At 69.2% G+C, this 12,318-nt stretch carries 8 protein-coding genes; 3 read left to right on the plus strand and 5 right to left on the minus strand.

Annotated features, from left to right (window positions below; genetic code table 11):
* Positions 1-45 precede the first annotated feature (45 nt).
* Positions 46-2,793: an aconitate hydratase AcnA gene (acnA, locus tag ABL312_RS17680; RefSeq protein WP_349358721.1), complete on the plus strand. Its 2,748-nt coding sequence runs from the start codon at positions 46-48 to the stop codon at positions 2,791-2,793.
* 238 nt (positions 2,794-3,031) lie between these two features.
* Here the strand turns inward: acnA and ABL312_RS17685 are convergent, their stop codons facing one another.
* From ABL312_RS17685 to ABL312_RS17705, 5 genes are all read right to left on the minus strand, one after another.
* Complete coding sequence (locus ABL312_RS17685) at positions 3,032-4,117, minus strand: ATP-dependent carboxylate-amine ligase (RefSeq protein ID WP_349358723.1); 1,086 nt, start codon at positions 4,115-4,117, stop codon at positions 3,032-3,034.
* 10 nt (positions 4,118-4,127) lie between these two features.
* Entirely contained in the window at positions 4,128-4,793 is a 666-nt protein-coding gene (locus ABL312_RS17690) for an outer-membrane lipoprotein carrier protein LolA (protein WP_349358724.1), read from the minus strand.
* A gap of 109 nt (positions 4,794-4,902) precedes the next feature.
* Positions 4,903-7,665, minus strand: a complete 2,763-nt coding sequence (locus ABL312_RS17695; RefSeq protein WP_349358725.1) for a DNA translocase FtsK — start codon at positions 7,663-7,665, stop codon at positions 4,903-4,905.
* Between the two features lie 2 nt (positions 7,666-7,667).
* A complete protein-coding gene (locus ABL312_RS17700) occupies positions 7,668-8,936 on the minus strand; it encodes an aminotransferase class I/II-fold pyridoxal phosphate-dependent enzyme (RefSeq protein ID WP_349358726.1) in 1,269 nt (422 codons plus the stop codon).
* A 370-nt stretch (positions 8,937-9,306) separates the two neighbouring features.
* Complete coding sequence (locus ABL312_RS17705) at positions 9,307-9,567, minus strand: DUF1674 domain-containing protein (protein WP_349358727.1); 261 nt, start codon at positions 9,565-9,567, stop codon at positions 9,307-9,309.
* 189 nt (positions 9,568-9,756) lie between these two features.
* On the opposite strand from ABL312_RS17705, the gene htpX reads away from it, so the two are divergent.
* Complete coding sequence (gene htpX, locus ABL312_RS17710) at positions 9,757-10,728, plus strand: zinc metalloprotease HtpX (RefSeq protein ID WP_349358728.1); 972 nt, start codon at positions 9,757-9,759, stop codon at positions 10,726-10,728.
* A gap of 190 nt (positions 10,729-10,918) precedes the next feature.
* Entirely contained in the window at positions 10,919-12,220 is a 1,302-nt protein-coding gene (locus ABL312_RS17715) for a transcription antitermination factor NusB (protein WP_349358729.1), read from the plus strand.
* The last annotated feature ends 98 nt before the right edge of the window (positions 12,221-12,318 follow it).

Raw genomic sequence — 12,318 nt, forward strand, 5'->3', positions numbered from 1 at the left:
CCTCATGCGCGGGCCCGCACGCACACAGGAAGGGGATCGCCAGCCGTGACCAAATCTCTCGACAGTTTCAATGCCAGGAAGACGCTGCAGGTCGGCGACAAGACCTACACCTATTTCTCCATTCCCGAGGCGGAGAAGAACGGGCTGGACGGCGTCTCGAAGCTGCCGTTCTCGCTCAAGGTGGTGCTGGAGAACCTGCTGCGCTTCGAGGATGGCCGCACCGTCACGAAGGAAGACATCGTCGCCTGCGCCGAATGGCTGAAGACGCGCAAGTCCAGCCACGAGATTTCCTATCGCCCGGCGCGCGTCCTGATGCAGGACTTCACCGGCGTTCCGGCCGTCGTCGACCTTGCGGCAATGCGCGACGCGGCCGTGAAGCTCGGCGGCGACCCGAAGAAGGTCAACCCGCAGGTGCCGGTCGACCTCGTCATCGACCATTCGGTGATGATCGACTATTTCGGCACCAGGGACGCCTTCACCAAGAACGTCGAGCTGGAGTACGAGCGCAACGGCGAACGCTACGAGTTCCTGCGCTGGGGCCAGTCGGCCTTCGACAATTTCCGCGCCGTGCCGCCGGGAACCGGCATCTGCCACCAGGTCAACCTGGAGTACCTCGGTCAGACCGTCTGGACGAAGGACGAGGACGGCGAGACGATCGCCTATCCCGACACGCTGGTGGGCACCGACAGCCATACGACGATGGTCAACGGCCTCGCCGTGCTCGGCTGGGGCGTGGGCGGCATCGAGGCGGAAGCGGCCATGCTCGGCCAGCCGATCTCCATGCTGATCCCCGAGGTCGTCGGCTTCAAGCTGACCGGCAAGCTCAACGAGGGCATCACCGCCACCGACCTGGTGCTGCGCGTCGTGGAAATGCTGCGCCAGAAGGGCGTGGTCGGCAAGTTCGTGGAGTTCTACGGCCCCGGCCTCGACAACCTCAGCCTCGAGGACGCGGCGACGATCGCCAACATGGCGCCGGAATACGGCGCGACCTGCGGCTTCTTCCCCGTCGACGGCGACACGCTCGCCTATCTCACCTCGACCGGCCGCGATCCGGAGCGCGTCGCGCTGGTGGAGGCCTATGCCAAGGCGCAGGGCATGTTCCGCTCGGGCGACGAGGAGCCGGCCTTCACCGACACGCTGGAGCTGGACATCTCCACCGTCGTGCCGTCGCTGGCCGGCCCGAAGCGTCCGCAGGACCGCGTCGCGCTGAGCGAGGCGGCGCCGAAGTTCGCCGAGGCGCTGACCGAGATCAAGGGCGGCGGCATCGCGCCGGGCGCAATGCCCGCGTCGAAGGACGAGTCGCGCTTCGTGGGCGAGGGCGCCACCGGCGTGCTCGACAAGCCGCACCAGCGCTATGACGTCGACGGCCGCGACCACGGCCTCGCCGACGGCGACGTGGTGATCGCCGCGATCACCTCCTGCACCAACACCTCCAACCCCTCCGTGCTGATCGGCGCCGGCCTCATCGCCCGCAACGCGCTCGCCAAGGGGCTCAAGGTCAAGCCGTGGGTGAAGACCTCGCTGGCGCCGGGCTCCCAGGTTGTCACCGACTATCTGGAGAAGGCCGGGCTGCAGGACGATCTCGACGCGCTCGGCTTCAACCTCACCGGCTACGGCTGCACGACCTGCATCGGCAACTCCGGTCCGCTCGACCCGGCGATCTCCAAGACGATCAACGACAACGATCTGGTCGCCTGTTCGGTGCTCTCGGGCAACCGCAACTTCGAGGGCCGCGTCAATCCGGACGTGCGGGCGAACTATCTCGCCTCGCCGCCGCTCGTCGTCGCCTATGCGCTCGCGGGCTCGCTGCATGTGGACCTGACCAGGGACCCGCTCGGCGAGGACAAGGACGGCAATCCGGTCTATCTGAAGGACATCTGGCCGACCAACGCCGAGATCACCGACCTGATCCGCACCTCGATCACCGAGGAGATGTTCCGCGAGCGCTACTCCGACGTCTTCAAGGGCGATGAGCACTGGCAGGGGATCAAGGTCGAGGGCGGCATGACCTACGGCTGGCCGGCCGGGTCGACCTACGTCCAGAACCCGCCGTACTTCGAAGACATGACCATGGAGCCGAAGCCCCTCGAGGATATCGAGAGCGCGGCCGTGCTCGGCCTCTTCCTCGACTCGATCACGACCGACCACATCTCGCCGGCCGGATCGATCAAGGCGGATGCCCCGGCGGGCACCTACCTGCAGGAGCATCAGGTCGCGCAGAAGGACTTCAACTCCTACGGCGCGCGGCGCGGCAACCATGAGGTCATGATGCGCGGCACCTTCGCCAACATCCGCATCAAGAACCAGATGGTTCCGGGCGTGGAAGGCGGCGTCACCGTCAAGGACGGCGAGAAGAAGTGGATCTACGACGCGGCCATGGAGTACAAGGCCGAGGGCACTCCGCTCGTCATCTTCGCCGGCAAGGAATACGGCACCGGCTCGTCGCGCGACTGGGCGGCGAAGGGCACGCGCCTTCTGGGCGTGCGCGCCGTCATCGCGCAGTCCTTCGAGCGTATCCACCGCTCGAACCTCGTCGGCATGGGCGTGCTGCCCTTCACCTTCAAGGAGGGCGAGAGCTGGCAGTCGCACGAGATCACCGGCACCGAGAAGGTGACCATCAAGGGCGTCGCCGATCTCAAGCCGCGCCAGATGGTCGACATCGAGGTCGAATACGCCGACGGCACCAAGAAGACCATCGAGGTCCTGTGCCGCATCGACACCGAGGACGAGCTGGAATACGTGCGCTCCGGCGGCATCCTGCACTATGTGCTCCGGAACCTCGTCGCCGCGTAAGCGCGCAACACCTCGAGACGACGGAAAGGCCGGCCCAGCGCCGGCCTTTTCTTTTGGGGCGGGGGAAGTCACAAGGACGGGCCCTTGTCCCGGCGCCCTCCCGCACGAAGGCGCAGCCGAAGATGCGGGATCGGAGAGCCGCAAGACGCGCGTTGTCGGCACGGTCGCCGCGATGCGAGAGTGAAGCCCTGTGCCGCCCCGGTCCCGGATCGTCGCCTGCGCGACGCGCGCGGGCGACTTACCCCGCGAGCATCGCGTCCAGCAGATCGGCGTAGATCGCCTCGACGCGCGCGGCCGCGGCGCCGCCCTGACGGTGGATGTAGGACAGGCCCGGTCCAGCGTTGATCTCCAGCACAACCGCGCGCGGGGTGTCGGCGGAAAGCTCTTCGACCAGCAGATCCACGCCGGCGAACCTGAGGCCCAGCGCGGCCGCCGCCCGCGCGCCGAGACCGGCGAGCGCCGGCGGCAGGGTGTCGGTGACGTCCTCCGCCGTGCCGCCCGTCGACAGATTGGCATTGGCGAGACAGGCGATCCTTTCGCCGGCGGCCGGGACGCTGGCGAGCGTGCGGCCCGAGGCCGCGAGATGGGCGAGGATGCGCGGATCGTCGACCGCGATGCGCGCGCCGTGTCCGCCCGCCGAGAACGTCGCCAGCCGGGCCGCCAGCAAGGCCGAAACGGGCGAGAGCCCGTCGCCGACGACCGTCAGCGGTGCCCGCAGAAAGGCCGCCCGGACCGCGCCGTCGAGCACGACGAGACGCAGATCCGCACCGTCGACCGTTTCCTGAACGAGCACCCGGTCGTGACGCACACAGAGCCCCGACAGGGCGGCGGTCAGCGCGGCCGCGTCCGCGACCTTGACCACGCCGTCCCCCTCCGAGCCCTCGTTCGGCTTCACGTAGAGCGGAAACCCCACGTCGCGCGCAAAGGCTAGGGCGGCCTCGCTGTCCGGCAGACGGGCGGCGATGGCGGGGTTCTTCAGGTGAAAGGCGGCGATGCGCTGCGGCGCATGCACCAGCAGGCCGCGCGGCACATTCAGTCCAGCCGCGCTCAGGAAGCGGGCGGCATAGTCCTTGTCGCGGGCAAGGGCTGCCGCGCCCGCGGGGTTGATGTCGAAATTGGTGCCTTTGAAGACGCTGCGGCGGCCATCGGCGGCGACGATCGCGCCGGCGTAGCCGTAGGTGGGCTCCACCTCCAGCCGCGCGCCCCGCGCCGCGCACAGCCGCTCGAAGAGAGCAACCCACAGGGGCGGGCGGGGCGCATCAAGTGGCGGGCGGGGCGCGTCAAGCGGCCGGCGGGGCGCGTCCCCGAACTCGCTCGCGGCCATGGGCGCGGCCTCAGTTGCCGCGCCGCTGCATGGTGTTGGCGTTGTAGTCGATGGTGAAGAGCTTCGGGTTGGTCGGACCGTTGACGGTCGTGTTGTAGATCGCGACCGAAGTGTCGAAGCCTTGCGCATCCGTCACGGTCCACTGCTTCAGTTCGGTGCTCTCGGCGTCGAAGATCAGCGTCAGCTTGCCCGAGCCGAAGGTCGTGTCGTCGGCGAGCACGACGGTGACGAGATCCGGTTCCACCGACACGCCGGTGACCTGGGCGTCCGATTGCAGGTTGATCTGCTCGGCCAGCAGGAAGCGCAGCGGTGTTTCCGACAACGGCCAGATGTCCTGCGTGGCGAGCTTGCGGTCCTTCACCGAGACCGACTTGCCGTCGGCGATGATGTCCACCTTGGACGGCGGATTGTAATAGAAGCGGATGCGGCCCGGCCGGGCGAGGTAGAACTTGCCCTCGGCGCGCTCTCCGTTCGGACCGAACTGGATGAAGTCGCCGTGCATGGTCTTCACGGAGTTGAAATAGGCGTTCACCTCGGCAAGCGTCGTCTGCTGCTCGCTGGTGAGCGTCGCGGCCTGTGCGCCGGCGACCCCGGCGAGCGGCAGCGCGGCGGCGCAGGCAAGCGCCGCGAGGCGCAGCACCGCGCGGCGGGCGAGGGGGCGGCGGAGAAGGGTCATGCGTGTGGCTCCGTCGAGTGATCTGGGCGCGCACCGGCGCCGAATCGTGCCATCGGATGTTGCCCCGCGCTAGCAGGCGGCTGTGGCGAAGTTGCGACGCGGGCGGGCGTCAGAAGTCCTCCTCGACCCCGTTCTGCACCAGGATCTCGCGCTTGCCGGCATGATTGGCCGGTCCGACGAGGCCTTCCTGCTCCATCCGCTCGATGATCGAGGCGGCCCGGTTGTAGCCGATCGACAGACGGCGCTGGATGTAGGAGGTCGAGGCCTTCTTGTCGCGCAGCACGATGGCCACCGCCTTGTCATAAAGATCGTTGCTCTCGTCGCCGCCGCCGGCAAGCCCGTCGTAGGGGCTGTCTGAGACCTCGTCCTCTTCCGTGACCGCCTCCAGATATTGCGGCGTGCCCTGGCGCTTGAGGTGCGCGACGATGTCCTCCACCTCGTCGTCGGAGACGAAGGGCCCGTGCACGCGCTGGATGCGCCCGCCGCCGGCCATGTAGAGCATGTCGCCCTGACCCAGCAGCTGTTCCGCGCCCTGTTCGCCGAGGATCGTGCGGCTGTCGATCTTGGAGGTGACCTGGAACGAGATGCGGGTCGGGAAGTTCGCCTTGATCGTGCCGGTGATCACGTCGACCGAGGGGCGCTGCGTCGCCATGATCAGGTGAATGCCGGCGGCGCGCGCCATCTGCGCCAGACGCTGGATCGCGCCCTCGATGTCCTTGCCCGCGACCATCATCAGGTCGGCCATCTCGTCGACGATGACAACGATGTAGGGCATCTTCTCCAGCGGCAGTTCCTCGTCCTCGTAGATCGGTTCGCCGGTGTCGCGGTCGAAGCCGGTCTGCACGGTGCGGGTGAAGACCTCGCCCTTTTCCAGCGCCTGCGCCACGCGGGTGTTGTAGCCGTCGATGTTGCGCACGCCCATCTTCGACATCTTCTTGTAGCGGTCCTCCATCTCGCGGACGGTCCACTTGAGCGCGACGACGGCCTTCTTCGGATCGGTCACGACCGGCGTCAGCAGATGCGGAATGCCGTCGTAGATCGACAGTTCCAGCATCTTCGGATCGATCATGATCAGCTTGCACTGCTCCGGCTCGTGCCGGTACAGCAGCGACAGGATCATCGTGTTGATCGCCACCGACTTGCCCGAGCCGGTGGTGCCGGCGACGAGCAGATGCGGCATGCGCGCCAGATCCGCGATCACCGGCTCGCCGCCGATGGTCTTGCCCAGCGTCAGCGCGAGCTTGGCCTTGCTCTTCTCGTAGTCGCTGGCGGCCAGCAGCTCGCGCAGGAACACCATTTCGCGGCGCTGGTTCGGCAGTTCGATGCCGATGGCATTCTTCCCCGGAATCACGGCGACACGCGCGGAAATGGCGCTCATCGAGCGGGCGATGTCATCGGCGAGCCCGATCACGCGGCTCGACTTGATGCCCGGCGCCGGCTCCAGCTCGTAGAGCGTGACCACGGGACCGGGGCGCACCTCGATGATCTCGCCGCGCACGCCGAAATCCTCCAGCACGCCTTCGAGAATCCTCGCGTTCTGTTCCAGCGCGTCGGTGTTGATCGCCGCCTGGCGGCTGCCGGCCTTCGGCTCGGCGAGCAGATGCAGCGGCGGCAATTCGTAGCTGTCGGGCGCCTTGAGGAAGGAGGGCTGCGCCTCCGCCGCGACCCGCTTGCCCGGTCGCGGACGGCCGGCCGGCGGCACCACCCGGCCGGTGGCCACGGGCTCCTCGCGCCGCGCCGGGCCGGCGATGCTTCTCGGCAACGGTGTGGCCATCGCTCCGTCGTCCGCCTCGTCGAGATCCGGCAGGTCGTCGAGGCTCGCGGCGGGAGCGGGCGCGCGTGGCGCGACCGGCTCCGCCAGGTCCGGTTCGGCCATCTCCTCGTCCTCGCCGGGATAGAAGGCGTCGAGGCCGTCGTCCTCACGCGGCATCAGCCGATCCGCGAGCCGCTGGCGCAAGGCGCTGAAGCCGCCGCGCCGTCCGACCGGATCCTCGTCTTCCTCCACGACCTCCGGATACGCGGCGTCCCAATCGTCATCCCCGTCTTGGAGATCGGGGTCGACGGGCCCCGCATAAGCCTGCGGCCTGCGGCGCCGGCCGACCATCCGCCGCGCGGTCGCGCGCGCCAGAAGACCCCAATGGGCGAACGCGCCGGCCATCGCCTGCCAGCGGCCTCCGGCGTCGTCGTCATCCTCGTCGTCGGCGTCGAAGTCGGGCACCGCGCCGACGCTGCGGGCATGCCGCGAGGGCTCGGGCAGGGGCGTGCGCACCGGCTCGGGATCGCGCGCCAGCCAGCCGCCGGCGCGCAGCATCAGATAGGCCGCCGGCACACCGAGACCGAGACCGCCGACGATCATCGCCATGCCTTCGGTCAGATCGCCCGTCAGGGCGGCCGGAATGACATGCACGAAATCGCCCAGAAAGCCGCCGAGTCCGGTCGGCAGCGGCCAGCCGGACGGCACAGGCAGGGCGGCGAGCGCGCCGGCCGCCAGCAGCGTTCCCGCGACCCAGGCCCCGATCCGGCGCCAGGCGATACGCGTCGCCCGCGCCGCGAGCAGGCGCCAGCCCCACAGCACCACCGGCAGCAGGAACACCGCCGAGGCCAGTCCGATCGCCTGCATGAAGAGATCGGCCACCACCGCGCCCGGCCAGCCGAGCGCATTGCGCACCGGCGCCGTCGTGGCGTGGCTGAGGCTCGGGTCGGTCGCCGACCAGGTGGCGAGCGCGGAGGCGAGCGCGGCGCACAGCGCGATCAGCAGCAGCCCGGCGGCGCCGATCATGTTGCGCTTCAGGAACCGCTTGAACGGCGCCTGCGTGTCCTCGAGATCGAGCGTGGCGGCGCGTCCCGACCGCACGGCTGCTGCGCGACGCATGATCATGACCCTCCCAGATCGCTGCCCGGAACGCTGCCCAACACGCTGGCGACCCGGCGCAGGGCGGTGTCCACCACCGCCAGATCGTCGACCAGCGCGATGCGAATGAAGTCGGCGCCGGGATTGCCGCACGCGGTGTCGACGGCCAGCACCTCGCCGGGCAGAACCTTGACGCCGGCCTCCGCCCAGAGCTTGCGCGCCACCGCCGCGCCGCCGCCCCAGCGCGCCACGTCGAGCCAGAGAAAGAAGCCGCCCTGAGGCGTCACGGAGCCGAACAGCGGCGCGAGGATCTCCTCGGCGACCGCGAATTTCGCGTTGTAGAGCCGGCGGTTTTCCGCCACATGCGCCTCGTCGCGATAGGCGGCGGCCGCCACCGCCTGCAGCGGCATGGGCACCTGCGGCGCGGCCAGACCGCGGAACTTCGACCAGGCGGCGAGAAAATCGGGATCGCCGGCGGCAAAACCGCACCTCAAGCCGGCGAGATTGGACCGCTTGGACAGGGAGTTGAGCGTCACGACATTGGCGAAGCCGTCGCCCATCCCCTGCGCGACTTCCAGAACGCCCGGCGGCGGCGTGTCGCGATAGATTTCCGAATAGCACTCGTCTGCGAAGACGAAGAAGCCGTAACGCCGGGCGAGCCCGATGACGCGCGCCCAGGTTTGCGCATCCGCCACCGCGCCCTGCGGATTGGCGGGCGAGGCGTAGAAAAGCGCGACGGTGCGCGCCAGCACGGCCTCCGGAACCCGGGCGAGATCGGGCAGGAAACCGGTCTCGGCGCCCGCGTCGAGGTAGATCGCCTCGGCGCCGGCGACATGCGCGGCCGCCGCATAGGTCTGATAGAAGGGATTGGGCATGAGCACGGCGGGCCGTGCGGACGCCGCGCGCGTCGTTTGCTTTTGCGCCAGATAGTCGCGCGCGCCCAGCGCGGCGAAGCTCAGACCCTCGCGCGAGCCGTTGAGCGGCAGAATGCCGCGCGCCCGGTCCAGCGCCCCGCCCAGACTGTAGCGCGCCTCGAGCCAGTCGCCGACGGCGGCGCGAAACTCGTCCGTCCCGCGAATGTTTGGATAGCGACGAAAATCTGCGACGGTCTGCGCCAGAATGTCACCGGTGAAGGCCGGCAGCGCATGGCGCGGCTCGCCGATGGTCATGACGATCGGTTCGGCCCCGGGGGCGAGACCGTCGAGCATCTCCGCCAGCCGCTCGAACGGATTGGCGCTCGGCAGACCGGACGGGCCGGACACGGATACGGGGGCTGCGGACGACGCGGTCATGCGAACTCGGATACTCCCTGGACCGGAGCCGGAACGGCACCGGCAACGCTCCGCCTCGCGACGCCGCGTCGCGGGACGAACCACTTGATTTAACGCGCAAATCCGGCATCTCGCCTGCGACACCGCGCAGCCGGACAAAGCGGATCGACCGGGCAAGCCTAACGCCGGTTGGTAAAGCGCTCATTAACCAAGCGGGCTCTTGGCCGCGGGAGAAAGCGCGAGACTGCAATCTCAGGGTCGGGGACAGATCCCCGCGTCGGTCACAGGAGACGGTCCGGCAAGGCGGGTGCCAGGCCCCGCTACGGGTCCGGACCCTGGCCCGCACTCAGGCCCGCATTCAGGCCCGGTCGCAATCCCGATCGCAGGCCGGTCAGAAGTCGCAGGTGATGCCCTTGATTTCCCAGTCCGTGTAGCGGGTCGGCTCCAGCCCGCCGCGCCCGTCGATCTCGCGCGGCATATCGCGCTGGCGAGCGTCGATCTCCGCACGCCGCGCCTCGGCCTCCTTGAGCGCCCGCTGCGCGGCCGGCGGCAGATCCTCGAACCGCCGGCGCGGAGCAGGCTCGGCGGCAGGTTCGCTCGCGGTCGCCGTGGACGGAGAAGCGGTCTCGTCGTGCTGCGTCATGCTCGCCATGCCTGTTCGTCTGTCGTTGTCTGGGTTCGTCTCGAGATGTCGTCGGCGCGATCTCGCCTGCGTGGCATAGATCGAACGGCCGATCCACTTGCGCCGGGACACGCGCTTGCCAACATATAGCCCGGGCGCGCATGAACGCCAGTGCCCGGCAATGCGTATCCGAAACGGGTCCGAATCGAGGTCTGACGAATGAACTACTTCCGCACGGCGCTTCTTCTTGCCGCCATGACGGCCCTGTTCATGGGCCTCGGTTTCATGATCGGCGGCGAAAGCGGCATGGTCATCGCCCTGGTGATCGCCGCGGCGATGAACGTCTTCAGCTACTGGAATTCCGACAAGATGGTGCTGCGCATGCACCATGCGGTGGAGGTCGACGCGCGCCAGGCGCCGGAACTCTATCACATGGTGCGCGAGATGGCCGCGCGCGCGGATCTTCCCATGCCGAAGGTCTATCTGATCGACAATCCGCAGCCCAACGCCTTCGCCACCGGCCGCAATCCGCAAAACGCCGCCGTCGCCGCCACCACCGGCCTGCTCAACACGCTGAGCCGCGAGGAGGTCGCCGGCGTGATGGCGCACGAGCTGGCCCATGTGAAAAACCATGACACGCTGATCATGACGATCACCGCGACCATCGCCGGCGCGATCTCCATGCTCGCGAATTTCGCGTTCTTCTTCGGCGGCAACCGCGACAACAACAATCCGCTGGGCTTCGTCGGCGTCATCCTGGCGATGATCGTGGCGCCGCTGGCCGCCATGCTGGTGCAGATGGCGATCAGCCGCACCCGCGAATATGCCGCCGACCGGCTGGGCGCCGAGATCTGCGGCGATCCGATGTGGCTCGCCTCCGCGCTCCACAAGATCGCCGGCGGCGCGGCGCGCATCCGCAACGCCGACGCGGAGGACAATCCGGCCACCGCCCATATGTTCATCATCAACCCCCTGTCGGGCGAGCGGATGGACAATCTCTTCTCCACCCACCCGAACACGGACAACCGCATCCGCGCCCTCAAGGAACTCGCCGGCGCGCAAGGATCGGGCTTCGGGGGTGGCGGCTTTGGGGGCGGCGGCAGGGAGCGGGCGCCGCGCACGGACCCGCCCGGTCCCTGGGGCCGTTCGGCACGCAACCGCGACACCGGGCGACGCGGCCCCTGGGGTTAGGACACGGGACTAGGACACACGGCCACCGGCTGTCGATTTTCCTTGTGACGCGCAAGGCGCGCAGGGCATACCCGGCATCCGTGACCGGCCAGCCCAGGAGACGACCCAGACCGTGACCGCGCCCCGTTCCCGTCCGCCCCGCCGCTCCCCCCGGCAGACCGATCGCGGGCGCGCGGCCGTCCCGGTTGGCGTGGCCGCGCGCCGCCTCGCATGCGAGATCCTGGGCCAGGTCATCCATTCCCGCCAACCGCTCGACGATTCGCTCGACGCCGACCGCGGGCCGGCCGGCCTCGCGGAGCTTTCGGACAAGGACCGGGCGCTCGTGCGGGCGATCCTCGGCACGGCGCTGCGCCAGCGTGGACGGATCGCCGCCATTCTCGACCGCCTTCTCGAACGCCCGATCCCGGAAAAATCCGGCGCGGTGCTCGATCTCCTGCATGTGGCGGCGACCCAGATCCTGTTCATGGAGGTGCCGGACCGCGCGGCGGTGGCGACCGCCATGGAGATCGCCGGCGCCGATCCGCGCATTCGCCGCTACAAGGGGCTGGTGAACGCGGTGTTGCGCCGGGCCGCGCGCGACCGCGAGACGCTTCTCGCCGAGACCGATCAGCCCTGGCGCACCGCGCCCGTGTGGATGTTCGCGCGCTGGCAGAAGGCCCATGGCGAAGAGACCGCGCAGGCCATCGCCCGCATGCATCTGCATGAGCCGAACCTCGACATCTGCGTCAAGGCGGACCCGGATCTCTGGGCGGAGCGCCTCGGCGCGACGCGGATTGCGGGTAACACGCTGCGTCTGACCGCCCATCGCGGCCGCGTCGATGCCCTGCCGGGCTACGCGGACGGCGCCTGGTGGGTGCAGGATGCCGCCGCGAGCCTGCCCGCCCGACTCATCGGCGATGTGGCCGGCAAGCGCGTCGCCGATCTCTGCGCGGCCCCCGGTGGCAAGACGGCGCAGCTGGCCGCCGCCGGCGCCGCCGTCACGGCGGTGGATATCTCCGAGACCCGGCTGGAGCGGCTGCGGGCCAATCTCGCCCGCCTCGGGCTTCTCGCCGAGATCGTCGCGGCGGACCTCCTGACCTTCGAGCCCGCAACGCCCTTCGACGCGATCCTGCTCGACGCCCCCTGTACCGCGACCGGCACGATCCGCCGTCATCCGGAGGTCGCCTGGAACCGCCGCAAGGAGGACATCGCGGCCTTTGCCGAGCGTCAGGCCGCCTTGCTGGAACGTGCCGCCGGTTGGCTCGCGCCGGGCGGGGTTCTGGTCTATTGCACCTGTTCGCTGGAGCCGGAGGAGGGCGAAGCGCGGATCGCGGCCTTCCTGGCGGACCGGCCGGAGTTTCGCCGGGTCCCGGTCGACGAGAACGAGACCGGCGTGCCGGGCTCGGTGACCGATGCCGGCGATCTGCGCACCCTGCCGTGTCTGCTGCCGCGCGATCCGGCGGCCGGGGGCGGCCTCGACGGGTTTTTCGCCGCCCGCCTGAAACGCGTGTAACACGCCGGCCGGCAGCCCCCGTTCGACACTCGGCCAGGACGGGTCCGTCCCCAGGGCTGCCCGGATCGGACGAATCGCGCTGAAATGGGTAACGGATC

The sequence above is a fragment of the Stappia sp. genome, from assembly GCF_040110915.1.
In the GTDB taxonomy this organism is placed as follows: domain Bacteria; phylum Pseudomonadota; class Alphaproteobacteria; order Rhizobiales; family Stappiaceae; genus Stappia.

Coding starts and splice junctions, on each gene's coding strand:
- ABL312_RS17705 (WP_349358727.1), bottom strand. CDS start 9,567: ATGGCGAGCATGACGCAGCACGACGAGACCGCTTCTCCGTCCACGGCG.
- htpX (WP_349358728.1), top strand. CDS start 9,757: ATGAACTACTTCCGCACGGCGCTTCTTCTTGCCGCCATGACGGCCCTG.
- ABL312_RS17685 (WP_349358723.1), bottom strand. CDS start 4,117: ATGGCCGCGAGCGAGTTCGGGGACGCGCCCCGCCGGCCGCTTGACGCG.
- ABL312_RS17700 (WP_349358726.1), bottom strand. CDS start 8,936: ATGACCGCGTCGTCCGCAGCCCCCGTATCCGTGTCCGGCCCGTCCGGT.
- ABL312_RS17690 (WP_349358724.1), bottom strand. CDS start 4,793: ATGACCCTTCTCCGCCGCCCCCTCGCCCGCCGCGCGGTGCTGCGCCTC.
- ABL312_RS17695 (WP_349358725.1), bottom strand. CDS start 7,665: ATGCGTCGCGCAGCAGCCGTGCGGTCGGGACGCGCCGCCACGCTCGAT.